At 36.4% G+C, this 26559-nt stretch carries 28 protein-coding genes and 1 pseudogene; 8 read left to right on the top strand and 21 right to left on the bottom strand.

All coding sequences use genetic code 11. The features are described from left to right. Positions 1–222 precede the first annotated feature (222 nt). Together GXK58_RS13810 and GXK58_RS13815 are read right to left on the bottom strand one after the other, a co-directional pair. Positions 223–924, bottom strand: coding sequence for a hypothetical protein (locus tag GXK58_RS13810; protein ID WP_160723713.1), 702 nt, complete (start codon positions 922–924; stop codon positions 223–225). Between the two features lie 20 nt (positions 925–944). Beyond that, positions 945–1166, bottom strand: a complete 222-nt coding sequence (locus GXK58_RS13815) for a hypothetical protein (protein ID WP_160723714.1) — start codon at positions 1164–1166, stop codon at positions 945–947. Between the two features lie 215 nt (positions 1167–1381). Here GXK58_RS13815 and GXK58_RS13820 point away from each other — a divergent pair, with 215 nt between their 5' ends. Then, positions 1382–1663 (top strand): hypothetical protein, encoded by a 282-nt coding sequence (locus tag GXK58_RS13820; RefSeq protein ID WP_160723715.1) that lies wholly within the window; start codon positions 1382–1384, stop codon positions 1661–1663. Continuing rightward, complete coding sequence (locus tag GXK58_RS13825; protein WP_160723716.1) at positions 1660–2010, top strand: hypothetical protein; 351 nt, start codon at positions 1660–1662, stop codon at positions 2008–2010. Before GXK58_RS13820 ends, GXK58_RS13825 begins: the two co-directional genes overlap by 4 nt. A 91-nt stretch (positions 2011–2101) precedes the next feature. Here the strand turns inward: GXK58_RS13825 and fdhD are convergent, their stop codons facing one another. The 3 genes from fdhD to fdhF form a co-directional block, all read right to left on the bottom strand. Then, on the bottom strand, positions 2102–2896 hold the full coding sequence (gene fdhD, locus GXK58_RS13830; RefSeq protein WP_160723717.1) for a formate dehydrogenase accessory sulfurtransferase FdhD: 795 nt from the start codon (positions 2894–2896) through the stop codon (positions 2102–2104). A gap of 107 nt (positions 2897–3003) precedes the next feature. Continuing rightward, entirely contained in the window at positions 3004–3546 is a 543-nt protein-coding gene (locus GXK58_RS13835; RefSeq protein WP_160723718.1) for a DUF1641 domain-containing protein, read from the bottom strand. Beyond that, positions 3539–6496, bottom strand: coding sequence for a formate dehydrogenase subunit alpha (gene fdhF, locus GXK58_RS13840; protein ID WP_160723719.1), 2958 nt, complete (start codon positions 6494–6496; stop codon positions 3539–3541). The genes GXK58_RS13835 and fdhF overlap by 8 nt, the downstream gene beginning before the upstream one ends. 148 nt (positions 6497–6644) lie before the next feature. Between fdhF and GXK58_RS13845 the strand changes: the two genes are divergently transcribed. Further along, entirely contained in the window at positions 6645–6899 is a 255-nt protein-coding gene (locus tag GXK58_RS13845; protein ID WP_160723720.1) for a hypothetical protein, read from the top strand. A gap of 280 nt (positions 6900–7179) precedes the next feature. On the opposite strand, the gene GXK58_RS13850 is transcribed toward GXK58_RS13845, so the two are convergent. From GXK58_RS13850 to GXK58_RS13880, 7 genes are all read right to left on the bottom strand, one after another. Further along, positions 7180–7380: a cold-shock protein gene (locus GXK58_RS13850; protein ID WP_160723721.1), complete on the bottom strand. Its 201-nt coding sequence runs from the start codon at positions 7378–7380 to the stop codon at positions 7180–7182. A 189-nt stretch (positions 7381–7569) separates the two neighbouring features. Then, positions 7570–8403, bottom strand: coding sequence for a glycoside hydrolase domain-containing protein (locus GXK58_RS13855; protein ID WP_160723722.1), 834 nt, complete (start codon positions 8401–8403; stop codon positions 7570–7572). Positions 8404–8867: 464 nt separating this feature from the next. Continuing rightward, positions 8868–9503 (bottom strand): HlyD family secretion protein, encoded by a 636-nt coding sequence (locus GXK58_RS13860; RefSeq protein WP_160723723.1) that lies wholly within the window; start codon positions 9501–9503, stop codon positions 8868–8870. A gap of 41 nt (positions 9504–9544) precedes the next feature. Further along, entirely contained in the window at positions 9545–11179 is a 1635-nt protein-coding gene (locus GXK58_RS13865; protein ID WP_237389665.1) for an MFS transporter, read from the bottom strand. Positions 11180–11385: 206 nt separating this feature from the next. Next, on the bottom strand, positions 11386–11814 hold the full coding sequence (locus tag GXK58_RS13870) for a MarR family winged helix-turn-helix transcriptional regulator (RefSeq protein ID WP_160723724.1): 429 nt from the start codon (positions 11812–11814) through the stop codon (positions 11386–11388). Positions 11815–12719: 905 nt separating this feature from the next. After that, on the bottom strand, positions 12720–13253 hold the full coding sequence (locus tag GXK58_RS13875) for a DUF6241 domain-containing protein (RefSeq protein WP_160723725.1): 534 nt from the start codon (positions 13251–13253) through the stop codon (positions 12720–12722). A gap of 273 nt (positions 13254–13526) precedes the next feature. Next, positions 13527–14720 carry a macrolide family glycosyltransferase gene (locus GXK58_RS13880; protein ID WP_160723726.1) on the bottom strand — a complete coding sequence of 398 codons (1194 nt, stop codon included), beginning with the start codon at positions 14718–14720 and terminating at the stop codon, positions 13527–13529. Between the two features lie 357 nt (positions 14721–15077). Between GXK58_RS13880 and GXK58_RS13885 the strand changes: the two genes are divergently transcribed. Both GXK58_RS13885 and GXK58_RS13890 read left to right on the top strand, forming a co-directional pair. After that, on the top strand, positions 15078–15407 hold the full coding sequence (locus tag GXK58_RS13885) for an excalibur calcium-binding domain-containing protein (RefSeq protein WP_160723727.1): 330 nt from the start codon (positions 15078–15080) through the stop codon (positions 15405–15407). Between the two features lie 62 nt (positions 15408–15469). Beyond that, positions 15470–16123 (top strand): class D sortase, encoded by a 654-nt coding sequence (locus GXK58_RS13890; protein ID WP_160723728.1) that lies wholly within the window; start codon positions 15470–15472, stop codon positions 16121–16123. 91 nt (positions 16124–16214) lie between these two features. Here the strand turns inward: GXK58_RS13890 and GXK58_RS13895 are convergent, their stop codons facing one another. The 7 genes from GXK58_RS13895 to GXK58_RS13925 all read right to left on the bottom strand — a co-directional run bounded on the left by GXK58_RS13895 (position 16215) and on the right by GXK58_RS13925 (position 23731). Continuing rightward, positions 16215–16721 carry a DinB family protein gene (locus GXK58_RS13895; protein WP_337248182.1) on the bottom strand — a complete coding sequence of 169 codons (507 nt, stop codon included), beginning with the start codon at positions 16719–16721 and terminating at the stop codon, positions 16215–16217. Between the two features lie 378 nt (positions 16722–17099). Next, positions 17100–17234 carry a protein YhfH gene (gene yhfH, locus GXK58_RS13900; RefSeq protein WP_160723729.1) on the bottom strand — a complete coding sequence of 45 codons (135 nt, stop codon included), beginning with the start codon at positions 17232–17234 and terminating at the stop codon, positions 17100–17102. 641 nt (positions 17235–17875) lie between these two features. Continuing rightward, positions 17876–18508, bottom strand: a complete 633-nt coding sequence (locus tag GXK58_RS13905) for a type 1 glutamine amidotransferase family protein (RefSeq protein WP_160723730.1) — start codon at positions 18506–18508, stop codon at positions 17876–17878. 74 nt (positions 18509–18582) lie between these two features. Then, complete coding sequence (locus tag GXK58_RS13910) at positions 18583–19545, bottom strand: helix-turn-helix transcriptional regulator (RefSeq protein ID WP_160723731.1); 963 nt, start codon at positions 19543–19545, stop codon at positions 18583–18585. 425 nt (positions 19546–19970) lie between these two features. After that, entirely contained in the window at positions 19971–20246 is a 276-nt protein-coding gene (locus tag GXK58_RS13915; protein WP_160723732.1) for a DUF3986 family protein, read from the bottom strand. A 185-nt stretch (positions 20247–20431) separates the two neighbouring features. Further along, on the bottom strand, positions 20432–22231 hold the full coding sequence (gene ltrA, locus GXK58_RS13920) for a group II intron reverse transcriptase/maturase (RefSeq protein WP_160723733.1): 1800 nt from the start codon (positions 22229–22231) through the stop codon (positions 20432–20434). 1092 nt (positions 22232–23323) lie between these two features. Continuing rightward, positions 23324–23731, bottom strand: coding sequence for a GNAT family N-acetyltransferase (locus GXK58_RS13925; protein ID WP_160723734.1), 408 nt, complete (start codon positions 23729–23731; stop codon positions 23324–23326). Between the two features lie 212 nt (positions 23732–23943). Between GXK58_RS13925 and GXK58_RS13930 the strand changes: the two genes are divergently transcribed. Both GXK58_RS13930 and GXK58_RS27555 read left to right on the top strand, forming a co-directional pair. Beyond that, positions 23944–24414, top strand: a complete 471-nt coding sequence (locus GXK58_RS13930) for a DinB family protein (protein ID WP_160723735.1) — start codon at positions 23944–23946, stop codon at positions 24412–24414. A gap of 239 nt (positions 24415–24653) precedes the next feature. Beyond that, a complete protein-coding gene (locus GXK58_RS27555; RefSeq protein ID WP_272928150.1) occupies positions 24654–24785 on the top strand; it encodes a hypothetical protein in 132 nt (43 codons plus the stop codon). 175 nt (positions 24786–24960) lie between these two features. On the opposite strand, the pseudogene GXK58_RS27715 reads toward GXK58_RS27555, so the two are convergent. Both GXK58_RS27715 and GXK58_RS13935 read right to left on the bottom strand, forming a co-directional pair. Next, positions 24961–25224: pseudogene (locus GXK58_RS27715) on the bottom strand (CDI toxin immunity protein); the annotation flags it as partial. A 52-nt stretch (positions 25225–25276) separates the two neighbouring features. Continuing rightward, complete coding sequence (locus GXK58_RS13935; RefSeq protein ID WP_160723736.1) at positions 25277–25426, bottom strand: hypothetical protein; 150 nt, start codon at positions 25424–25426, stop codon at positions 25277–25279. Positions 25427–25597: 171 nt separating this feature from the next. On the opposite strand from GXK58_RS13935, the gene GXK58_RS13940 reads away from it, so the two are divergent. After that, the gene (locus tag GXK58_RS13940; RefSeq protein WP_237389666.1) at positions 25598–26257 is read left to right on the top strand and encodes a hypothetical protein; all 660 of its coding nucleotides are present in this window, start codon (positions 25598–25600) and stop codon (positions 26255–26257) included. The last annotated feature ends 302 nt before the right edge of the window (positions 26258–26559 follow it).

Genomic DNA, 26559 nt, shown 5'->3' on the forward strand with positions numbered 1-26559 from the left:
GTACCTTAGTGAATAAAAAATTTTCAAACAAACTGCTCAAATATTATGGTAACTTACTACCAATTATAACTCAGATATCAAGCGACATAAACTTGAATTTACATTTTAAATATGTGGAAAATCGTCCCTTTTTATAAAATAAAAAAAGCCATCTACTATAATGGCTATTGCTCTCATTGTGACCAGGCTTTATACACGTCCATTGAAAAATAAATGAGCGGTTTATATCAAGTTGAAATCTTCTGGCCTTTTAAACTTGTATTCTGTCCTAAAGAAACTATATATTGGTTCAGTTGATTTTGAATGAACAACACTTGTTACGGAATCGGTCTTTCCGATATTTATGGTTAACGTTAGCTGATCATCATTTGGAAAATTAGGGTCATAGATATTTATGGACAGATTGTGTTCATTTAAGTCATACCCATAAGCAAGCACTTGATGATTTCTCTTTATCTCAAAAGGATTAAGGGATTTAACTCTTACCAAACCAAGAGGTGAAAGCTTTCCATTATCCAATTCATTTTTTATTACTGGCCATTCCTCATTAATCATTCTCCATGCCCTTCCGTGAGGTACCGCACCTTTTTTATTAGCCGTGGTTTCATAATCCGGTAGGAAAGGGTTCATCAATACCATATATTTCATAAGACCTAAGGGCAACTGAAAGCTATCAATCTGTCGATTAACAATATATTCGAACAACGGACCATACGAAGGAGCCGTCGAATTGGATGGAATCGGCATTTTTGCTTCAAAGTAGTCCATGACCGCATAAATCAATCCGCCGCAAAGACCATACGATGCATCACCGATTGGGATCTGCCAACCCAGAACTTTCACTTTTTTTAATGGAACCTGACGAAAGCTGTTCCCAAATTTAAAACCGGATGAGCTAGGAAGAAATTCAGTTAAGGTTGACATAGTATCCACCTATTTCCTTTTCATGGTTTAAAAAAAAGATAAATTTTTTCCGCAATATAACTAATTACCAGACCGATTATTAAAGGGACCAACGAACCTGTTGAAACGAAGAAACCATTTGTATCTGTATATTCGTAATGCAACATGAACAAAGGAATAGTAAACGTATAACCAACTAAATAAAGTAAGGCAGTTGTTAATAAAAAAGAACCAAAAGACACTATAAAACTCTTTATTTTCATTTAAACACCTCCTATCAATAAATTAACACAATTTTCAATTATATTGTGTTTAATTACACCTTAAATGACCTTTCTTAAAAGAACTTGAGCTCGCATTAAAGGCTCAATAAACAGTGCCTTTTTTTGAATAGGAAGTGTAATTTTACACTTTTATAGAATATACTTATATTAACTATTATTGAAAATTCAAGTTAAACACACGAGGTGATATTGGGTTGGTTAAAAGAATGAAACGAGCTATTGGTGTAATCGTGGGCGCTTTAACGGGAATGATGATCGGTTTTTTTATAGGAATGGATTTGGGGGGCAACTTTTTTATAGACATTCGTTTTATTGGATTACGCGGTTATGAGGCCGTTGGACCAATCGGGGCAATTATTGGTGGAATTCTCGGAGTGTTACTTGGATTTTTACTTACTAGGATGATCGCTCGAAACAATGGAACCAGAAAATCTAATGGTTCCTTTTCATCCCCGCAAAAGAGGGTGAAAAAATGAAGAAATCCTATCTGTTGCTCTATATCGTCCCTCCTACATTAGCATTCATGTTCTTTATGTGGGCATTCATTTCTCAAGAAAGAGCACTCACTGAGTGGTGGTATTTTGCAGGTTGGGTTATTAGTTTCTTTGTCGTTTCTTTAGCAGCATTGGGGCAAAAATTATATGTTACTTACGTTGCATGGCTGCTTTGTAGTTCTGCTTGGATGAATGAAATTGTTTTTGGTGATCAAAGTTGGATGGATATAACCTATTTTTTGACAATGTTTGTTTATTTGTTTGTCATCTTTATTATAGGTTTAATCGAAGCGGTTACATTAGCCATAATTAAGATGAATAAAAAATGAAACACTCTTGAGAGTAAAAAAGCCTACAATTCTTGTAGACTCTTTTTTTCGCTCATTCTTTTTTTAAAAATATACGATTCTGATGAAATTTCTAACCCAGTCCTTGAATCCGGTCCTGATGGGTGTAAACATTGAATCCCCCTCCCCTAATAAACCCTATCGCAGTAATTCCAAGCTCCGCTGCTAAATCTAAGGCGAGATTAGTAGGAGCCGATTTGGAAAGAATTATGCTAACGCCAATCTTAGCTGCTTTAAGGAGAACCTCTGAGGAGATTCGTCCGCTAAAAGCAATGATTTTATCCCTTAAAGGAATTCGATGAATCAGGCAGTAACCGAAAAGTTTATCCAGCGCATTATGCCTGCCAATATCAGTCCTAGTAACAACAATTCCGTCTTTTGTACATAATGCGGCATTATGTACCCCACCTGTTTTTTGAAAATGAGCGGAACTTTCCTGAAGCTCCCTCATTAAGACGCCACATTGGTGTGGTGTAATCGTCAACATTGTCCGGATGGTCTTAGCAGTCTTCACATCATTATAAAAATAAAATTGACGCCCTTTTCCGCAGCAGGAACCAATGAATCGCTTGGAATGGAACTCTTTTTGAATAGATTGTTTATTTATCAGGTCTACGTATGCGAATCCCTTTTCTTCATCTACCTGAATCGATTGAATATCTGCAAAAACGCGAATGATTCCCTCAGAGGCTAAGAAGCCCACTACCAATTCTTGAATCTCAGACGGCGAACAAACAATGGTGGCGAACTCTTCTCCATCAAGAATAATCGTTAAGGCAGACTCCACCGCGATGTCATCCACTTGTTCGATAAAGGAATACCCATTAAATTTAACGATAGGTTGACAAGTTGTGATTTCGTTTAGCAACAGAACCCCCTCCTTTCATCGATTCTTCTGTTTAGTCCCGATTTACCGCTCCATCAAACGCAAACGGGCCTTACGCACCCATAGGGACAAGACCCGTTTGAATAGAGTTATAGATGGTGGTCGGGATTGGCATGGTGTGCCTGATGCTCCGGCAGCTGAGTGGTTCGTTCCAAATGGCTCGTTTCACTTCCCATTCCTTTCAAAAATTCAAAAAAGAAGGCAATCGAACGGTTAATTTCAGGATCCTTTAAGGATCTGACGATATCAAAGTAACCGATCTCGGCATCATCATTCTTGCTTTCTGATACTCTGGCGATTCCGGCATTCAGCTTCAGGAGAATCGGTTCAAGCTGTTTCACATTTAATGTACCTAGAACGCCAACCATCAAAAGAAGATTTTTTAACGTATTAGCAGTTTCCTTAGAATCAACCTTACTTATAAGGATTTGCAGGACTTTGTCACCCTCAGCAAACAATCCGCTCAAGAGAGGAATCACCCCTCGATCGTGCATATGCATGACCAGATCAAGGGTATCCAGTAACGCTTGCTTATTCTTTAAGAGGGAATCCTCTATTTCTCGTAAATCATTTTTACGCTTCTCCTCTTCGGAAATCTCGATTCGCTCAATTTGCTTGATTGCTTTAGCCATTCGACCGCTCCCTTTCCTTCACTAAATCACCTGGGAAGACGTAATCCTTTCGGGCCCATTTCTTGTGCACTTGAACCCCCATTTGCGGCTGTGGATTTCCATATCGGAAATTGATTTTTGGCAGTGGATTAATTCCTTCTTCCAGTAAAATCTCCATTTTCACTCGAGTATCCTTGTAAGCTGGAGTATCAGTATCCTTATCGGCGGCACTGCTGGTCAAATAGTTGACGGCTCCGTCTCCTGAATCATTCATAGGCAGATACAATTCATTCCCCTTTACCCGTGCAGTGATCGTACATTTGACCTTTATGTTACCAAACGGCGAAGTCAGGCGGACGAGTGTCCCGTCATTTATGCCGCGTTCAGCTGCAAGCTCGGGTGAAATTTCAAGGAAAACCTCAGGGGTTTTTTCCGTAATTCCCTTTGATTTGTAGGTGAGATTTCCCTCATGAAAATGCTCTAGTAAACGGCCGTTGTTAAGATGAAGATCATATTGTTCCCCAAAGTCAAGCGGCTTGGTCCATTGCACCGGATATAGACGTGCCTTCCGATCAGGGAAATGGAATCCCTCTGTGTAAAGCAGCGGTGTATCTGTCCCATCCGGTTTGACCGGCCATTGCAAACTCTGATAACCTTCTAATCTCTCATAAGTAACCCCAGCATAAATTGGCATCAGCTTTGCCGCTTCATCCATAATTTCACTCGGATGCTTGTAATTCCAATTAGCACCAAGTCGGTTGGCTACTAATTGAATGATTTCCCAGTCAGGCTTAGAATCGCCAAGCGGTTCAAACACTTGATACAGCCTTTGAATACGGCGTTCGGTGTTCGTAAACGTTCCTTCTTTTTCAAGGCTTGGACTTGCTGGCAGAACGACATCTGCATACTGGGCCGTCCGGGAGAAAAAAAGATCCTGAACAACAAAGAAGTCCAGTTTTTCGTATGCCTCATGGACATGGTTAATGTTTGAATCCACTAATCCCATTTCCTCTCCCTTAACATACATCGCCTTCAACGTTCCTTGATGTATTCCTTCAATCATCTCGTGGTTATTAATTCCCACTTCTGGCGAAAGCTTAACACCCCAAGCCTGTTCAAATTTTTCAAGTACTTCAGGGTCATCGACACGCTGATAACCTGGGAAGTTTTCCGGCGCACTGCCCATGTCCCCAGCGCCTTGTACGTTATTATGTCCTCGGAGCGGATAGGATCCTGCACCCGGCCGTGCGTAATTCCCTGTTACCAGCAAAAGGTTTGAAATGGCTGTACTTGTGTCACTGCCTCCCAGATGCTGGGTGACACCCATTGCCCAAAGAATCGCGGTTCCGTCTGCATCACGAATCATTTCCGCGATTTGAATCAGCGTCTCCTTGGAGATACCAGTAACCTCTTCCGCAAAACCCAATGTATAAGACGCCAAGCCTTTTCGGTATTCCTCAAAGCCATTGACATTCTGTTTGATAAACTCTTCATCCGCCCAGCCCATATCAATCATGTATTTGGTCACTGCCGAAAGCCAAACCAAATCTGAACCCGCATTTGGGTGAATGAACAGGTCTGCACGAGCCGCCATCTCATGCTCACGCAAATCGGCGACAATTAATTTTTGCCCATATAATTTTTGGGCACGCTTCACCCTTGTTGCCAGTACAGGGTGGGCTTCCGATGTATTGGAACCAACGATGATGACCAGACCAGCTTTCGCAATGTCTTTGATCGAGCCCGCATCGCCACCGTAACCAACCGTTCGGTGCAATCCAACCGTTGCCGGTGTCTGGCAGTAACGCGAACAGTTATCGACGTTGTTTGTCCCAATGACCTGCCGGGCCAGTTTTTGCATCAAAAAGGATTCTTCATTTGTACATTTAGAGGAAGTAATAAAGCCCATCGATTGCGGACCATAATGGTTCTTAATCTCACGGAAGCGTTTCGCAATTAAATCAAGGGCCTCCTCCCATTCCGCTTCACGGAAGCTGTCGCCTTCACGGATCAGCGGCTTGGTCAACCGTTCTTCACTATTGACAAAACTCCAGCCAAATTTCCCTTTAACACAGGTGGAAATACCATTCGCCGGTGCCTTTGTCGTTGGTTCCACCTTTAGAATTTCGCGTCCTTTTGTCCAGACATCAAAGCTGCAGCCGACACCACAAAACGTACAGACGGTTTTCGTTCGTTTTACTCTCGCGTCACGCATCGCCGATTCCATATCGGAAACGGTAAGGATCGACCCATAACCGGTCTCCACTCCTTTGGTCAGCTCAATCATCGAACGGAGTGTCCCTCCTTCAATGCCAGTTAGGTAACCCGCCTCCCCGAGCATTCCTTTTTCCATCATCGCATTACATGGACAGACGGTCGAACAATGGCCGCATGATACACAGGAAGATTCATTAATCGGAACATCGTTATCCCAGATGACTCGTGGATGCTCTCGTTTCCAATCGATTCGGAGCGTCTCTGTCACCTGTACATCCTGGCACGCCTCGACACAACGACCACACAAGATACACTGATCCGGATCATAGCGGTAGAAAGGATTCGACATATCCGTCTGATACGGTTTCTGCTCCCACGGAATACTTTGATGGTTGATACGCATCTCCTTAACAGTGTTATGTATTTCGCAGCCGCCGTTATTGTAATCACAAACGGTACAATATAATTCATGGTTATGAAGAATCTTGTCCACCGCTGCTGTCTGCGATTTTTTCACAAGCGGTGCAGTTGTATTGATGTGATCCCCATCCTTTAAAGGGGTTGAGCAGGACCTGACAAGTTCCCCATTCACTTCAACGATACAGGTGTCACAGGTTTCTATCGGTCCAAGGCTGGGATGATAGCACACCTGTGGAATTTCAATTGAGCTGTCGTTCAGGAATTGCAGAACCGTCTGGCCTTCTGCTCTCTCCACATCTACTCCGTTGATATTAACTCGTAGGTTTTTTACCAAAATGGCTTCACCCTTTCTACTATATTAATTTGTTTAGTACCCTATCTTTCCAAAAATGAAAACCGTATTCTATGAGTTTTATGAAATAGGGATGGTTAATTGAGGAAGAAAGAGGGTAAAGAATCAAAAAGGAAAGGACGAAACCTAGATGAAATATGTGGTTTTAGAGGGAAAGAGTCATGTTGGAAAATATAAGTACAAAATGGTTGGAACCATCGAAGCTTCATCCTTGGAGATTGCGAGTGGTCTTGTATATAAGAAATTTAGACGAGAGGAAAAAAAAAGGGACGGAGAAACATACATAATCATTCCAGACAGCGAGGATATGAATTTAATCAGTAATAATATTCTCCCGTTAGATGATGTTCCTTATTGTATGATCAAGTATTGGGAGCCAGGGTAAGGATTGCCCTAACGGGGTTAATGGACTAGAATAAGTGGACAGCTGAGGGAAAAATATGGAGAGAACTCACCCATTTTATTAGGTTTTTCGTCTAAGTTCTATTCATTTAAATTTTTAATAGCCTTTCAAACATAAAATATGCTACAATTAGTCTACCATTTGATTTACTTATTGTTTTCATGTGCCCCACTCATTTTGTGAGTGGGGTTTTTTCTTGTTTATTTTTTTTAAAAATAAAAAACAGACCCTAAAATAGAGTCTGTCTTAATAGATGGTTTTATTAAGCTTTACGAACGTTAGCTGCTTGAGCTCCACGTTGACCTTGCTCAACATCGAAAGTCACAGATTGACCTTCATCTAAAGATTTAAAACCTTCGCCTTGGATAGCTGAGAAATGTACGAATACGTCTTCTCCACCTTCACGCTCGATAAATCCGAAACCTTTTTCTGCGTTAAACCATTTTACTTTACCTTGTTCCATTTTTGTTTCCTCCTGCTGTGTGCTTTGCACACAATGTGTTACTATCCTTGAACTCAGTGATCATCAAGACGAAAAGTTTTAATCTTATACTATCCTTTACACCGAACAAAAATAATTCTTTTTTATAATAACATTTTAAATTTTTTTTTGCAAGGCTTTCAAATTTTGTATTTACTGATTTTTCTCTTATCACCAAGAAGCAGAATATGCAGGTGCCTGGATGAGATTTGTATCAATATTACATTGCTTACCTTCTAAGCCATACTGCCAAATGGCTGCACTAATGCCCTTTGGAGTTTGCGGATTGTATTTGGGAGCTTTATCTTTTCCTGTCTTTCCAACCTCAGGATTGCTGGTCCATATCAAAATCTTATTCTTGAAATCTTTGTTTTTGTCAATTGCAGCGATATAAGCGTTACTTAATTCTTTTCCATCTTCGAACACCCCGTAAATGCCCGGTTTATATTGAGAGGAAGATATGGTTTCTGTCCATCCACGAATAAATTCAGCATCCACTGGATAAGTTGGTTCAATATCCGCATAAATGACGATTCCATCCGGAATGTCAAGTTCCTTAGCAAGGGCAATGGCTGCTTTTGCTTCCTCCACCCCATGTTCATAACCGGTTGCGTCTGTAAAATGATTATAGATCGGGATGATTTTCACTCCTTGTTTTTTCAGAAAATCAATTTCCTCCTTCGTCAGCCCTGTCGACGCACCCTCGTTATGTCCAATATATCTCCCAACTACATCTGGTTTCCCATAATTTTTCGCTACGCACTGATAGAATGTTTGATCAATAGCATCGGCAGTATCGATGCCCCAATACACCTTGGAAGGGTCTGGTTTGTTTGCTTCTGGTTTTTTAGACGGCTCGTCTTGCGGCGGTGGACTATCAGGTTTCTGTTGTGGTTGATTTTCTGGTGGATCCGAAGAAGGCTTTTGTGATTGTGGATTTTTCTGTGTCTTCTGTTGCTCAGTCTTATGAGAGGCAGTTTCTTTAGACTGGTGCTCTTTGTACATAGGGATTAGAATCAAGAAGGCTAAAGCAAAAACCGAAAAGATACCCCAAAATATATTTGTGTTCTTTATTTCCCATCTCTCCCTTCATACTTACCTGCAGTATGTTTATTCAAGGAGAGATACACAGGTTCAGGGAAAAGATAGGTAAATAGTATTTATTTAGAAGGGTGAAAAGTAGTGTTTTTGTGATACTCACTTTTATGTTGAATTTCTAACGAAATGCATCTAAGATAATTCGATGTGTTAGATAATAACAAAATAGAGTGATTTATACAGGGACCGTCACTGACGGTCTTTCCTCTTGACTAAAATTCCCCTGTACAACAAGAAAAAAGCCGCCATACCGGCAGCTGAATTTTAAACTCTTGCATACATTAGTTTATATGCTTTATTACAGGAATCTACCTCTTTAGTACAATAAAAAACTGCCTTTCACTTTGGTCTTTCTTTCTAAGGTTGCTGTATTATATCGAAATTTTGACCTCGGCATTCATACCAGGCAGGACCTTATTTGAAGGATTTTCAATAGAAATTTTCACAGGAATTTTTTGTGTTACTTTTGTATAAGTACCGCTTGAGTTCTGAGACGGAAGTGCAGAAAAAACAGAATTAGTTGCATAACCAATTTCTTCGATTTTCCCATTAAATAATGATTCCGAATCTCCGTCAACAGTAATATCAACGCTGTCGCCAACTTCAATATCGTTTAAATCATTTTCTTCAATATTGGCCGTAATATATAAATTATCCATGTCTGCTGTTTGAGCTAAAACTTGACCAGCTTGTACTATTTGGTTCGTTTTAGCTTCATTTTTGATAATAGTTCCTGAAGACATGCTGTCTACTGGAAGTGCTTGTTGACCATTTGAAATTTTTCCCAATTCTTCCTGATCAGAGACAACCTTACCCTCTTTACCATTCCAATCTGTCAACAAACCAGAATTGGCTGCTACAACTTGTGAAATATCTGCAGATACAACAGCATCCTCTGTTTTTATATAATTCTGTTTTTGGTAATAGAAGTACACACCTGATGCTATTAATGCCAAAACGACAATCATACCTATAGTATTGATCAGTAATAAACGACCTTTACTCATGTTTCTAATCTCTCCTTACAATTTATATACTTATAATCTATTTAAGCTGATGTCTCCATTCCATCTTCTTCTCTTGGAGCTGGTATAGGCATTCGCTTTTGATTCTGAACCAATGACCGTCCTTTACCAGTCCAAGCTTTTCCGATGGAGCCAACAAGCATGACCATACTTAGTACAACTAATATCGTAAACAAATCATGATAGGCCCCTAATACAGCAGACATTTTAGAATTTGCGACTAGTTCATACGCTGCTGTACTTTTTGCCTCTGATAAAGATAAGTGTTCTCCCATGAAGGATCGAATTAATTTTGTCATTTCCCATCTATACTCAGAACTATTCGGATCAATCTGCCCTCTAATATCTTCATAATTTTGCGCATTTTGTCTAGTTAAAAACCACCCGATTATGGGTGATACAACAGCACCGATAAAATTTCGGATGGAATGCAAGGTTGCTGACCTCATCGATGCCTGATGAATATCCCCTGCTAATGCCGTTCCAAGAGCACCTGAAACGAGAGTCATGCTAATCCCGGCGCCAAGACATGCAACTTGAAAATACAATGTTGGTAAAGTCGTTTCCGAATTTATCACCATCCACCTGAGACTCACGTATAAAACGGCAATGGACCCGATCATTCCGAGTATGCCGGCACCTACTTTATCATAAAATAGGGTTTTGAATATGGCGGTAAACACAATTCCCACAAAGAACCAAAAATAAAAATGGCTTAGATATAAAAAGGGAAGGTTCATATTATTTCGCAAAAACCCGTTAATGCCTGCAATGGCAACGATTAGGGAGATATGAGATGCGACCGCCATAATGGTACCAGAAATAGGTTTGGCGGCCTTTAATGTGTTAAATGGAACCAATGGTGTCTCCGCTTTTACGTCCACATAGACAAATAAAATTAACAAAATGAGTCCGACAAGAAAGAATGGCCAAACATATAAAGAGGTAAATCCTTTTTCTATAAGGTTACATAGTGGAAATGCTAATACAATCATTAAAAGACTAAACAAGAACACACCTGTTTTATCGACTGGACTATGATCATGTCCATGCTCTTCCTGTTTAGGTAAACCGAAAAAACCAATAATTAAACAGCATAGTGATGCGATGATATTTAGTACAAACAACCAACGCCAGGCATCCGCTCGTAATGAAATGGAGCCGAATAAAGCTCCAATTGCACTTGATCCAAATAATCCTGTAATAACCATAAACAAAAAGGTATTTCGGATCGTATTTGGGAAAGATCTTAGGCTGGCAGGCAGGATGGTTAAGAAAAGAATACCTGCACTCAGGCCTTGAATGATTCTCCCTGCAATCAGAATGACTAAACCAGGAGAAAGCGCAGAAATGATGGAGCCACATAAAAAAATAAAAATAAACATTAAGTAATTTCGTCTTAATCCAAATTTCCTTGAAAGTACCGGACCAAATGGCACACCTAACGCAAATGCCAAATTCGATAATGTAGATGGATATAGTAAGTGATTGGAACTTAGTTTCAGTCCATTTTGGATAATACCTTGGTTTAGAATGTAAGACAAATTAGAAAAATACTGTGAACCAATCGCCAGTATCGTTAAGATAGATATGATCAAATATTGAGGGACAGCAACCTTTTCACTATCGGAAGCTGCCGGATTCATCTGCTGGCTCATCCAATTTCCTCCCTTCATTTTCAAAAAACAATTTATTAACCTTTTCACTTTCTACATATTGTATAATGCAAGTTGTATTATACAATATACTAATAAAAAAAATCAATGTGAAAATTTTATATAATAATTGCTATTAAAACAAAAAAGACCGTGACGCCTTGTCACAATCCCTCGTTATTCCATATTTTCCATTTTAAATAGAAATATTATCCTTTTCTATTTTTAAAATCTTTATTTAATCGAATTAAATTATCTTCAAGTTGTTTTAATTCCGCCACAGACCAGTTTTGGAGTACTTCTGAATAAAAGTTGTAACGAGATTTTTGAACAATATGGAGGATTTCTTGTCCTTTATCCGTAAGTTCTATAAGACTTATCCTCCCATTGTCGGGATCTGGAAAACGCCTAATATATTGTTTAGATTCTAAAGTACCAACCTGTCTACTCGCTGTAGATATGTTTAACATTAGTTTTTCAGCAATGACATTAATTGCCAATGATCCATTTTCATTCACTTCACTTAAGACAAGATACTCTGATCGATCTAAGTCACCTAGTTTAGGACTATATGCTGTTGTAAGCCGAACTAACAAGGCTATTTCATATTCAATAGATTGCAGTGAGTCGAGATTCAAAAAGTCCTTCCCCCTTATAAAGTAAAATTGTTGTACTTATTGTCGTCAAATTTATTTTATAATAACACCATATATTATAGTAAATCTTTTAGTAAAGTGTAATGACATCCGCTCAAGGCTCCACTACTAAAACAGTGAATTAATCCCGTTCCTTGCCCCACCTATTTTTATCCATATTATAACAAAAACTTAAAATGCCTCTTCCACTAAACTCCCTCGGTTACCACAAAGGGGGAAGTTCACTTGAATCAATGTATTTAGTTCACTTTGTATTTTTTATTCATTACAGGAATGCTGCCACTTTAGCTTAAGTACATTGCTTCACAATATTCTCGGATTACGAATAAACGCTTCTAATTACCTACAGATAAGAAAATATTTCCATGTTAAAATTTAAGTGCACAAAAATTATTGGGAATTTTCCGACTTTTCTTAGTCTCCTCCCTTTAAAGGAAAGGAGGCTGAAAGAATATGTCTTTAGCCCATACGAAAAGTTTGTTAGAGACCATGAGATATTTCTCTCGAACTGAGATTTCTTTAACTTTCAAAAAAGAAGATCAAACCCCAATCTTGTCTGTGTGCTTTAAAAATAATCAATTTGAAATAACCTATCTCAAGTCTCAAAATATCGAACTTTATGATAATCTAGAATCTGTACTTACGATTATTCATGGATAGTAAGCTTGAGACATCCTCGAAAGCCACTCGCTAAATCCCCGTCTTCTCCTCGCATGGATCTGCATTCGTGCCTCTAGTCGTAATACGCATAGTATATTACTATTTAACTTTGTTTTATTACTTAATCTCCTATTAAATCATTGAGACCGTCGAAACCTGTCCCTTTTTACTAAATGACTATAAAAACAGCCATCAGTATGATGGCTTTTATAGTTCATTAAAGTACCTTATTCAAAGTAGTCTTCTCTATACTCTGCTTGCTCCTTGTCACTAAGTAATCTGGTCGCTTCTCCTATTGTGCCATCTTGAAGCTTCCAAATTTTATTATGGTCCGAAACAGCTTTGCTAAAATCACCCGCCTTCCATCTTTTTAAGATGGCAATATATAGATTACTCTCATTTAAACCATCCTGATTGGATTCAACGACAACAAGTAATCGATTAATTCTCTCCTGGGTTGGTTCCAAATGAGTCCATTTCTCCTCCGCGTGAACTTTAGCATGACTCATGGCATGGATCTTGTTTTGTATTTCCTCTTCGCTCAAATCTAGAGGAAGTTCTTCTTCTAGTTCCGGTCCGATTTTTTCTTTTTCCTCGTTACCTTCAGCAGCAGTAGTCACAGGTTCGGCAACAACCTTTTTTTCTTCAGTTTTACTTGGTCCTATTACTTCCTTTGTGCCTATGAAACTAGTAGAAAAATACATTGCAAACCCCAAAACAATGGCAGTAACAACGATAACGATGGTTAATTTATTTTTCATGACAGTAACCTTCAAAGTATCTTTTTTTCATATTTGCAACACTCCATTTTCATTATGATTTCAACAAATGATCGATAAATAAAGCAAATCTTATGGTCGTAAGGCTCAATTTCCTTAGCAAGACGTATCATTCGTTTCTCATATTAAATTTCTCTTTACTTAAGGTTATTTCCTCTTTTTAACTGCTAACCTATGTTTTTTAATAGGATATTCTTGTATATTTGTAAGCTTAATTTCATTTCCGTACCTCCTTTATTCCTGCATTCTCATAGTTCAGGAGATATTATATTGTCTTTTAAATTCGAAAATCTCATCAACAGCTTGCTCATAGCCCCCTGATTTTTGAAAGGATTCCCTAATATCAGCAACAGCATTATGGAAAGATGGCTGGTTTAACACATGATCTACGGCTTCACGTAGTTGATTTGGATTCAAGTTTTGCATTTGTAAGGAAATACCAGCTCCAATATTAGTAACCTGCTCGGCAATCACCGGTTGATCCGCGCTTTGTGGGATGACAATTAGCGGTACCCCGTAATAGAGACCTTCATGAACACCGTTCATTCCACCATGAGTGATAAATAACTTACTATATTTCAACACCTCAATTTGTGGAACATAGTGATGAAGAAGGAAGTTTTTAGGAATTTCCCCTAAATCAGATATTTGAACCTTGTCCCCAATAGACATGATCACGGTATGGTGACTATTCCCCAATGCCTTAAAACAAAGCTTATAAAAATCAAGTGCCTGGTTAAAGACTGTTCCTAGTGAAATGTAAATTGGGCTTTTCTCCTTGATTAGGGTGAGGTCGAAGTGTTCTTTTGTTGATCGTAAAGAAAGCGATGGACCAACAAATTTGTAGCTTTTGTCAAATGCCTCACAATGAGGTTGAAACGCTTTGGTTGTATAAACGAGTGTTAGCGGGGCAGGATTACAAAGAACCTCGTAAGGAGTATGGATTTCAACACCATATTTATCCTTCACCCTTTCAGTCAGGCGTTGAAATTCCTTAATGGTGTCTGAAGGAATTATAGTAGTAAGAAGCTCCAACATCTTATCAAATGATTCCTCTGTTTGTGCAAAAGAGGTACAAGAATTGATTGCCGGCAGCTTAAGGATTTGGGCAAGTAAATATCCACAGCCAAACATGGAATCATGGATGATATAATCAAATTGTTCCCCTTCTATTTGTTCAATCACGCTAGGTATAACAATATCTGCCGTAATTAAAAGACCGTTAATTCTTTCTAGTAAATTATTTCTTCCACCTGAGATAAAGGCTTTTATAAATTTTTTCCCGTCAAGTGTTCGAACAATAGCCCCAGTGTTCTCTATTCTCTCTCGAAAATCCTCTATAGTAAAATACACTACCTCTTCACCGCGCGAAATAAGCTCTTGCACCACTCCAATAGTTGGATTGATATGTCCTTCTGATCCGGCATTTATAAATAAAGCACGTGCCATTTCTACCACTCCTTAGGTAATAATAGTGTAAGAGTTATGGTCACTGCTCCATACCCTTCCAACTTTAATAATAAATTTATCATAATTTATTACTTTAAAAAATCGCAAGAAGCGACTGCTCCATTTAACAGCCTCACTTGCACATGATGCAGTCACTAAATTATTACCTATATAATCACTGGATTGATAAATTGATCTTCCGTTAAAACAATAAAAATAAGCATTTCTTAATAATAAGGAATGCTTATTTTATTCGTTTTTCCATTCAGTGCATATTTTGTTATTTTCTTGAGATATTATAATTGGGCATTAAGCCCTAGGATGGGGATAAATATTTGACATTCAGGAGGAATACGCATGAAAAAATTAATGGCAGTTTTACTAACATTGAGCTTTGCATTCATGTTCGGACTACATAATGCGTCTGCAGCAGATAAGGATTGTGGAGATTTCACTAGCCAAGCGGCAGCTCAACAATATTTTATTTCTGGTGGCGGTAGTACCTCTTACAACTTTAACGCTTTAGACCATGACCATGATGGACAAGCATGTGAAGACTATAGCTATGCTTCTAGCGGAGGAACCTTGCCTGATACAGCAACACCTTATGCAACAGAAATCATCATAGGTTTATCATTAGTGGCTTTAGGATTTGTACTTGTATTAAGAAAAAGAGCAGTTCGCTAATAAAAAACATCCCCCATCTTCAGGAGGGCAGGCAAATAACCTGCCCTTTTTAGGAGGTTCAAATGAGGAAATATATAGGAATTTTATTAATTATTGCTGGAATCAGCTTAACTGGACTTCGTTCATATGATTGGATGTTAGGATTGAAACAGGTTACACACATCGAAAGCAAGGACCTACATACAGAACCGATAAATGTAACATCTAACACTGAATCCACTAGGAAACCAAACGTAGAAAAAAATCACGACTACCAAAAAGGTGAAAAAATTGCTGACTTAATTATCCCATCCATAGACAGCAAATTTCCGGTATGGCTGGGTACTGATTCCGCCATATTGAAAAAAGGGGCTGGAATGTATCAAAGCAAATGGACGACCCTCCCCTCCGACCGTGGTCATACGGTCATATCCGGACATCGCGACACGATTTTTCGCGGTCTAAAAAATATTAAAGAAGGCGATGAACTAATCGTATCCTTTGATAATGAGCTGTATCAATACATAGTCAATAAGATTTGGATCACCAAAAAAGATGATCATTCCGTCATCGTTCAAAAAGAGCAGCCTACATTAACACTCACCACATGCTATCCATTTTATTTTGTTGGCAATGCCCCCAATCGATATATCATTCAAGCCCTATATCAAGACAGGCATGATACCAGCACGACTAATGTTACTCAAATGAAAACCCCGACTAATCAAGCGCGGTAATGGCGAAGTCGGGGTTAATACTATTTCATTGCAAAAAAGCTGAAGCCTCAACAATAGTAAGCAATTTTGTTATCCTCAACATACACACCTGTTACTTAACAAACCTTTGTTCTAACTCACCCTTTTGGCGCAAGTGATGACGAAAATGCATACCAACCAAATCATACCATTCCCTTGTATTCAGCCAGCCGAACCCTCCATGCTTGACTTTATAATTTGGGTTTATATTATCAACTCTCGATTCCCATTGGCTCAACCTTAGAATTACTTGATCCATTCTGCTGATAAGATCGACCTTGGTATCTGAATTATTAGGTGGAGCATTTAGTTCATCCGGTAATTTTATTTTAATTGATGGAAACCCTCCGATTTTATATATATGCTCACCAAACTCCGTTTTTCCGAGGGGTTGTTCTTTATTTAAGATAGCGCATTTTTCCATATTATCTAGATACTCATGGGCAACAAGGATTAAATGGTCATACATTTGCCCAATAGACCAAACTCCTTCTTCCGATATATATCTTAACTGTTCTAATGAATAATTTTGAAGCTCGTTTTTGTAACTATTAATTAGTTTTAGTTCGCTCAGTTTTATTCCTCCTTTGTATTAATTTACTCAAATCTAATTTTTTTGCATTTTTTGTATATGTAACAAATTATTCAATATTCGATTACAAATACCTTCTTCAACAATCCTGCCTGTTAGTTTAAGTGCAAATCTTCACAACATATCATATTTACCTACCAATTTTTTTAATATTATAAGAAAAAAATACTTCAACAAACGAGAGTAGTATTGATTAATTAAACAGAAGACAGGGAAGACAAAAAAAGAGTGTCCCATTAAATAGTATTATCTTTTCCTCTGGGTACTTTATTACCTGAATTCAATAGTTCAGTTCTCACTCACCTTACGATAAATAATTGTTATGAAAGTAAAAAACTCCCCAGCATGCTGGAGAGTTAACAAACTTTACTCTTCTTTTTTGGATAAACATTGGTCACAATCAATCAAATAACTTTCTGCCTGCTCATGCATATGATTCCCGCATTTAGTACATTCCTTTATTGGTAAATTGCGGAAAAATTCAACTGGACTCATTAACATTTGTAACTCCTCCTTTATTAATACAGTTAGTTATTTCTTCTATTGTTGTAATACAGTATAAACAAAAAAAAGGAAAATGTATAGACCTTTTTCAAGAAAATTATAAAAGTTTTAATAGGTTCCTAACTCTATTTTTACCTTGTATATCCCAATAGAAATCCTCAGTATATGTTAACAAACACATACTTGAATTCTAATTTCTCTTCCTACTAACTATGTAAATAATTAAAATTTACCCTTAAAAAAATTTTTAGAATAAGGGAACCAAATCTCCAAATGCACGCCATAATTGAACCACGAGAACACTCCATTTTGGATATTACTGTATCGTTATTTTATCGTGACAATGAACAAGTTGAGTAGTGTCTTTCTTCACCTAAACTGCTTCGTTAGCGAAACAAGAAAAGCGACTGCTCTTATTGAACAATCGCACCCTAAAGTTTAAGTACATTTGTTCACAAACTTCTATCAGGAATGTTGCACGTATCTTCAATAAGGGGTAGCGTCAGGAAAATGCGGATTTACAACGATAAGGAAATTCCAAATTAAAAAGCCCAACTTCTCTGCAAAACAGAATAGAGAAAGTGAGCTTTTCAGTTACTTTATTATTTTTATGTGAACTAATATAAAGAGTTGATTTTTTAGCTATGTATTGAATTCATTAACTGGAAGTAGTATTCAGATTTATGTGTCTTATTTAGGTTATACCAGGAATGTAATGTATCTTGTGCAAATACATCTAATTTTTTCAGTACTTCCATCGCAAATTCCAGAGGAGCTATTCCTGATGCAGTAACTAAATTGGCATCAGATACCGCAGATCCCAACTCATAGAACTTTTCTCCTTTATAGTTAGGACATACCATTTTAGTATATTCTAAATTATTACTTGTATGCTTTCTAGTATCTAAGTATCCCATATTCGCCAGGGCCTCAGTTGCACCACAAATTGCAGCAACAATAGTGCCAAGCTTTAAAGCTTGGCCAATTCTTTCCAAGATAGATTGATGAATTTCTTCACTCCAAGTAGTCCCTCCTGGTAAAATTAAAAGATCTTTACTCTCAAGAGTACATTCATCAAGGGATATATCTGGTTTTACGCTCAGTCCTCCCATAGTAGTAATTATTTCTTTATTAGCTCCTACTGTAATTACTTTTAAAGGTGCTAAATCCTTTTTGAAATATCTTCCTGAATTTAGTTCAGCAATTAAATATCCACATTCCCAGTCCGACATTGTATTAAATACATATAGAAAAACTTTTTTTGTTTGCATCCAATAACACTCCAATCACAATTGATATAGCTATTATAATAAAACTTCCCTGACAGTTAGCGTCAGGGAAGTTATCATACTTGATGAAATTTTATTAATTCCGACAGAACTTCAATAAGTCTTTTCTTAAGACTTATTGGCTCTATAACTTTAATAGATTTATTGTACGGTAAAAGTAAATAAGGTACATATGTATGTAACATATCTTTTTCAAGAAGAAAAACTGCTTGATTTGAAGTCCGTTCTTGTAAATAATGTCCTAAAAACCAATGTTGGCAAATATCAGCCAATACACTTTTATCCCCATTAATAACCAAAGAAATAATCCCTTCCATATCTTCTATAGTGGGAAGAAGACTTTTTAGAAAAAAGTCACGTGCTGAAAAATTTTCTGGCCGGTTAAACTTATTTTCAGTTAGCATTAGACTTTCAATTCGATCTACTCTAAAACTACGGATATCATTCCTAAGTTGACAAAATCCAATCACATACCACTTATTATTCCAAAAGATAATTCTGTACGGATCTACCAATCTATAATTTAATTGCTTTTCGCCACTTTTATGGTAAAAAATTTTTACTGAGTACCCGTCAGCAACGGCCCGCTCCAACTCCTTCAAAAAAGGTTCCATAGAGAGTGAACTTAATCGACTTATTACTTCAAGAATAGTTAAATGTTGGTTTATCTTTGTTTCCTGCTCTTGATTTGAGTATTTACTTAGTTTTGAAATGGCCCTATTTAGTGCTTCACCTCCATAATATCCGGCTTCTTCTGCAAAAACGGCAGCGTGAAATAGTGAAGTCTGCTCCTCAAAATCAAAAAAAAGAGGAGCCTCAATAAAATTGTTCAATAAAGTGTATCCACCGTTATGTCCTGGTTCTGAAATTATAGGTACGCCACTTGTTGAAATTGTATCAATATAACGATACACAGTCCTTATATTCATCTCTAACTTTTCTGAAATTTGTTTTGCAGTAATTTTTTCACCTGAACGAAGCATCCATAGAATTGCTAACATATTGTCAATTTTAGGCATATAATTCCACCTCTATATGAAATTTATTTTCTAATATATATTTCCGATTTTTGGTATACCTCATCAACTGTTCCTTTCCGATAGATTTCTATAAAAATAGGATCTCATACTATATCATCTTGCCCGATAACGAACCAAAGTTTCCTTCCAATCTCCGTTATTAGAGCCAACTAGTGATTGCTCTTCAATATCCACTCTGTAACCTGATTGCTCATTTCTCTAGTTGTGAATTTGCAAAGTTGGTAAAACCATTGTATCCAATGGAAATCTCTCTTTTTATTAATTAGTCTAACAACTAATTACAATTCATTCATAAGGTCCTCTTACACAGTTTGCACCTATCCAGAAAAGGAAAACTTGTTTAACTATCCTATATGTTAGTAGAACAACAAAATGCCACAGTGGTCCTCTTCATTTATAACGATTTAGATTATTTTATTAATGAATAACCATCGCTTAAACTGCTGTACTCCACTTTCATAATCAGCTTCTTTATTGTCGATGGAAAATATTCTGGTTCCATATGGTTGTAAAGTCAATTCGTTTTCTGGCGTAATATTATTAATCCCATACCCTTTAAAATCAAAGAATACATCCCTTACATCCTCAGATTGTCTTTTAAAAGCTATCGACTCATAATCACAGTTATCCTCGTAATAACCTAGATGCATATGATATTTATCATCATACAAAATAGCCATTTAGCACCTCTTTTGATCAGCAGTTAAATTAACAATTCGGCAGATCGGATTAGTAATCCTTCTTCAAGTAGCCTGCCTCGTTACTTTAATAGCAATAGGTAAGACTTTGATGTTATCTCCATCTTTTCCCCTGCTCCACACCCAACGTGCGACTTTCAATGCATTAGGCGTTCCATCTTATTCTTTTAGACTAAAGCAACTAAATTACAAACTTTACGAAATTGGTTCAGTTTCTTCAATTGTTTTCCATCTAATTGAAGAATGTTCCTATATCGTTTAATCGTCATTTCACTTGTAGCATGGATTAATCTATGGACATCTTTATGTACGATTACAAGATTGTTAAACTCATCTGTACCTCCCATATATCGGGGTAACTTATGATGACAGTGTACCTGGTTAGATGTTAAAAACTCCCCTGTTACTGCACATTTGCCTAATTGCATTGAGTACCTTGAAATTCTGTTATCTACAATTTCTAAATTATCCTTACCGTAAGGTATTTGTAACATTTTTCTAATTTCTATGGCAACCTCGGCTCTAAGATTTTGATGAAGTTTAAGCCTTCCTTCCTTTGTATAATTACATATATCTTGACTGAAGTTCATGGCATTACTTGTTTGAATATCTCCTAATGGAAATAAATATGCACCAGCAATTTTATATGTTCTAAAATTATTCTTGTGAAGTCTCTTGTATGTTTCTGATGGCTTTATAGGTTTTCCGTATTTGCCAATTGGCTTTAGACGATTATACATAGTTTTCAATAGACGATAGGCTATTTTCCCAAAATCTATATTAATATGAGTCGCAACCTTGAAATAATTTTTTATTCCGAGAATATAAGCATTATAATCCATAACAGTATGTGGTGTGGGCTTACTTTTGATTTCGCAAATTAAATATCTAAGTTTTTCCTGGATTATTTTCACCTTTTTATCCATAACGTGTGTATTGGCTACGTATTTATTACGCTTGGTTACAGCTCTGAGTGAAAAACCTAGAAAATCGGATTTCCTCTTTCTAAGATTAGTAATCGCTGATTTCTCAGAGGATATATTAAGGTTTAATTGATTCTTCAAGTATCCTTTAGTAGCTTGATAGATTCTGATAGCAGCTTTATGGGAATTTGTAAAAATCTTGAAGTCATCTGCATATCTAACGATATACATTTGTTTGAGCTTCGTCTTCTTTAACGCTCTTAGCTTACTACTAGGTGTATAAGCGTGATTTGTTTTAAAACATTCCCATTGGTTAGCTATCCACCAATCTAAATCATTTAAAACAATGTTTGATAAAAGGGGGGATAGTATTCCTCCTTGCGGAGTTCCTTTAGATGGAATACCTATTCCTTTTATTGGTGCTTTGAGCATTTTTGAAACAATTGTTAATACTCTTTTGTCGCATATGCCAATACTGTACATTTGTTTTATTAATTTTGAATGGCTCACATTGTCAAAGAAACCTTGTATATCAATGTCTACTACATGATGCAACTTCACATTATTGACTAAGAACTGACACCTAGCCATTACATGATGAGTTGACCTATTTGGTCTAAAACCGTAAGAATGGTGATAAAATTTAGCTTCACATATTGGCTCTAATACTTGTTTGAACATCTGTTGAATTAATCTATCTCTCATAGTTGGGATACCTAAAGGTCGTTTCTTTCCATTTGGTTTAGGTATTTCAACTCTTCGTACCGTTTGAGGTTTATAATTCTTTAATGCTTTTCGAATTTCTTCAATAAATTCATCAACGTTTTCAATTTTATATTTATCAATCGTGATGCCGTCAGTTCCAGCTGTTTTTGAACCTGTGTTCGCTTTGATGTTTCGAAAGGCTAGTAAGATATTGTCTTTCGATATGATATGTTCATATAGCCTTAAACCCTTAGTAGCATTGTTTTTACTTCGCTCGTAAAGGTCATCAAATATGTCTTGCATATTGTAATATTCTGCATGCCGTAAAGCTGTACTCACCGATGGATTGTTTCTCCTTCCTTGCGGAAAATCCCATCATCTTACTCGACCCTGTGAGTTTCATTTAGTTATGTTAGTTTTCAAAGAAAAGACTTGGGACTATCCCTCCACGCTCGTTATACGCTTCAACGGTACTGTGTCCCTACTTTCGCAAGAGTAAAGTCACTTCGATAAATATATTATCTTATAGACACCATCCCGATAGTAGTCGTTTAATAGTGGATGTTTCTTACTTACAACGTTCCGATTAACCTAGCTTTACATATATCCGTAGGTGCTCACTTTAAGCCTGCCAACCTATATCCTCATTTGTTAGATATCCCGAAGTTCCTATACACTACTCGTACTTTCCGGTGTTTGACACTGCGTTCGCAGCATACGTCTTTCGAGCGTATTAATTTCTAGACCCGTACATTCGCAAGTTCGTCAGTCCAGTCGGACATTCTCACCATAGATATTTTGTAGCATCCCGACCTATCACAAACCATATTCTAAAGAAGCAACTTAGGTTCATTTCAGCCGACTTCACCTAGCTTCATACACATTCTGACTACTACCATCATGTGCATGTAGGAGGATCAGATAACTCGTTTCAGCTCAACATGACGGCTTTCATTCCGAGTTTCAATTAATCAGTTGTAATTGCTTTATAGCAATTCTCCTATTTCGTGCTTTGGCACTTATAAGGAAACGTTTCGCGCAGTGCAATTCTTCACAAACTTTAAGTTGCCGAAAACCTGTCATTTTGTCAGGTTTAAATTTTAAATTTTATATAGGCAATACTTTTCATTCAGGGATTATTTTTTTGGTTAAAGGAAACTTTTTTGAGGGAGTGAAATATAATAAGAGTAAAGGGAGTGATACGGGTGTCTCCAACTAAACGAATAAAGAAAAAAATCTTATTAAATTCCTACTTATGTAAAAAGCTAGGGATTATTAGTGATCAAGAATATAATACAATTTTAAATAATTTCAGTTCTCACGAACATTCCTTCTTTAACTAAAATGCCCAGTTAGTGAAACAAAAAAGAGCCGCAACTACGGCTCATTTTTTTGCTAAAGCTACCCGTTAGTTAAAGAAGAAAGTTAAATCTATCTATTTATATTTTTTGACATACCAATGGTAAATTTTTTGAACCCAAAGGTTTCATAATATGGTTCCAAACTTTCCACACACATTAGTTGAGGAATTACCCGATTTTGCTCACAATGGTGAATTATTCGATTCACCATTTCTTTGCCGATTCCTTCGGCCTGATAGCTTGGTAGAACACATAATCCACAAACTACTCCAGTAATTACACCATCTGAAATAACACGTCCCATACCCACTAATTGTTTTTCATCAAATGCGTAAATGGCGTACCAACTTTGATTGCACATTCGTTCCAAATCATTACTTGTTAATTTAAGTGAATTCCATCCTAAAGATTCATATAGGGTTAGTAATTGGTCAAAGTTAATAGGGGGTTCTGTCGTATAATTTATATATTTCACCATATAATTACCTCCTGAATTTTTTCTCATTGCTTATTCAACTAAACTGCCAGCTAGCTCAACAACAATGAAACAATCCTATAAATCGCAGCACCTTTTTCTCTTGCACCGTTCGTATAAAGTACAACTAAATATTGTAAAATATTCCTCCTTCAGATTGGCACGAACGTTCATTCGTGTATAATTATAATATACTTATCAAAGGAGGAGCTTTTATGAATTCAATTGAATTAATTATTTTAAACTTAAATGAAGTTAGAAGAAGAAGCATAAAAGTCTGGAGATCTATTCCTGAAGAAAAACTAAGTTGGAAGCCAGATAATGAAGCAATGAATTGTCTAGAAATGGTAAGGCACGTACTGGAAAGCGAACATTATTATCACCTGGCACTTAAAAATCAAGGAAGTTTATCCGTTTTTAATTCCCCTTTTGAAAACAGACCTTTTAGTTCTGTAAATTCTGAATTGGAATTTGCCGAACCCTATCGTAATCAATTCATAAATACAATCAGATCATTTTCTGAAGAAGACTTAACAAATATTAAGATTGACCGTTCTGATGCAGGATACATAAGAGACTTGGGGGATATGCTCCTACGCATTGCATATCACGAATCTGTTCATACTGGTCAGTTATTAGATTATTTAAGAACCGCAGGTGTTCCAAGAATCCGTATTTGGGATTAGTGCGTAATAAAGGTGCTTTCACAGTGGTGAAGCACCATTTTTATTGCGTATTGGTTTTTTAAAGTGTTCTCTTCTTCAACTAAACTGCTTCATTAGTGCAATAAGAAAAGCTGTCTTAATGACAGCTCCCGTTGAACAAACACTATTTCTTCTATATCACATTATGGTCGAAGTATATATTACGAATAATAAATGTTTTTTTATACAAACTATAATAATTGCTAAAGGGAGGTTTTGTTATGCGTGATAATACAAATTTGGCAGTTACTGTCTTTTTTTCACTTTTAGGCTTTGTAGCAACAATAATTTTTAGCAGTGTCATAATAACTCAAAATAACCAAATTAAATCAAAACTTGAAAATGCAAAATAAACGTGATTCCTTTCAAGAAAAACTTGAGGGGATTTTTTATGTCATAATATTCATCAAAGGCGATATAAAAGAGAGGTTTTTTCATATTGCATATTCCTCTAAACTGATCCGTTACTTCAATAAGAAATATCATACCGTTGTTCCAGTAATGCCCCAGTTACTTTAACAAGAAGTTTTATAAATAACCTATTGTTATTTCTCTTTCGTGATAAACCTCAATAACATATTTCATTGGTATATAAAGAAAAATATCTGAATCAACTGCAATTAGTTCATCAAATACATTTATAACATTTTGAAATTTGGCATTTATTACTGGAAAATCGGAGTATCTCCAGTACACTTCAACATACTCTTGATTGAGTAGGTCAGCAACCTCAGATAAATTAGAAATCAGATGATGGTTTTCAATTTTGTTCCAATCGATTAAGCCAAATTGTGAAAATGGTACCTGATTTTGAAACGAATCATAAAGTTCATTACTCTTCTTATTAGAAAAAAATAGTCACTCCACTGCCTAGAGCTTCAATGCATTCATCAAATAAAACTCTATAATGATTTATACTTTTTAAGTTGTCTTGTTTTTGTTTTTGGCGTTCTAAAAGAAATTCCAGCCTTTTCTTCCTATCATTATTTTCCATACACTTTTCACCCTAGCAATAAATTCATTTTTTTATTACTTAATTCATCTTTCTTATTAAATAATCCTGCCCCGTTAGTTGAATTAGTACATGATTTTCTTAAGCAAAAATAACTTAAAGGAATGACTAAAATTGGTATAATTTAGGTAACGCAGGAGGAGGAGATAAGTTTTGTTTACTTATATGTATTTAATTGGACTTCTGATAGGTCTTGGATGTTATTCAATTACCTATCTTTTTGCAAAAAACACTGATAATTTGAGAAGAGTATTGGTAGTTTTTATTCTTGGGGCGGTATGTTTATTAGGGAGTCTTACCATTATTGGCGGATTTGAAGGAATGCCTTATGGTGTACTTAGTGTAGGAATTTTTACTGTATCTATTTTAATGGCTTTTCTTGGGAAAAATTTGATTTGGAAAAAGTCAGTCTATACTTTCATTATTTTGATTGTTGTATTATATGTTTCTTTCGATTTAATAAATAAAGTCGATTACTCGGTAGGTAAAAAAAGAAACTATGGTGATGATGTTTATTCATATACACAACAACTTCAAAAAGATACGACTATTCGGGGATATAAAATCTTTACGATTTCCGAGGGGGATAAAGGCATTGTTCTTTCTTTAGGTGATAAAATGGCTGGAAACAACATTGAAGTTTTAAATGTTAAGGAACAAGGTGATACAACTGTAATTGAAATAAGAACTTTTTATAATCAATCAACCGAGAAAAACCCTTGGATTATGATTGGATTCAATAGATTAAAATCGAATATAGTTATAATGGATACTGATGGGACTTTATACGAAGAACTAACAGAAGCAAAATGATTAAAAGGAGTTTGTGACCAAGCTCCTTTTTTAAGTTGTGAATTAACCATCTTTATTTACGATTCAAACAGGCAGAACGCACCTTATTTTAATGAGGTGATGAATGCCTTTTTTTGTGCCTTCCTGAGTCTTATTAATTGATTATTTCTGATAATAATTCATATAATTAATTAAAAGGAACACTTGTTCGGATGTTGTTGAAATGGCTAAAGAGAAAAAGTCACGTTATATAGTAGAACTCGATATACATTTAGAATTATTTCAACTTCATATATTAGAAATCAGATTTGAAATTGCTCGTC

This window comes from Bacillus sp. USDA818B3_A (assembly GCF_009928415.1).
Classification (GTDB): domain Bacteria; phylum Bacillota; class Bacilli; order Bacillales; family Cytobacillaceae; genus Neobacillus.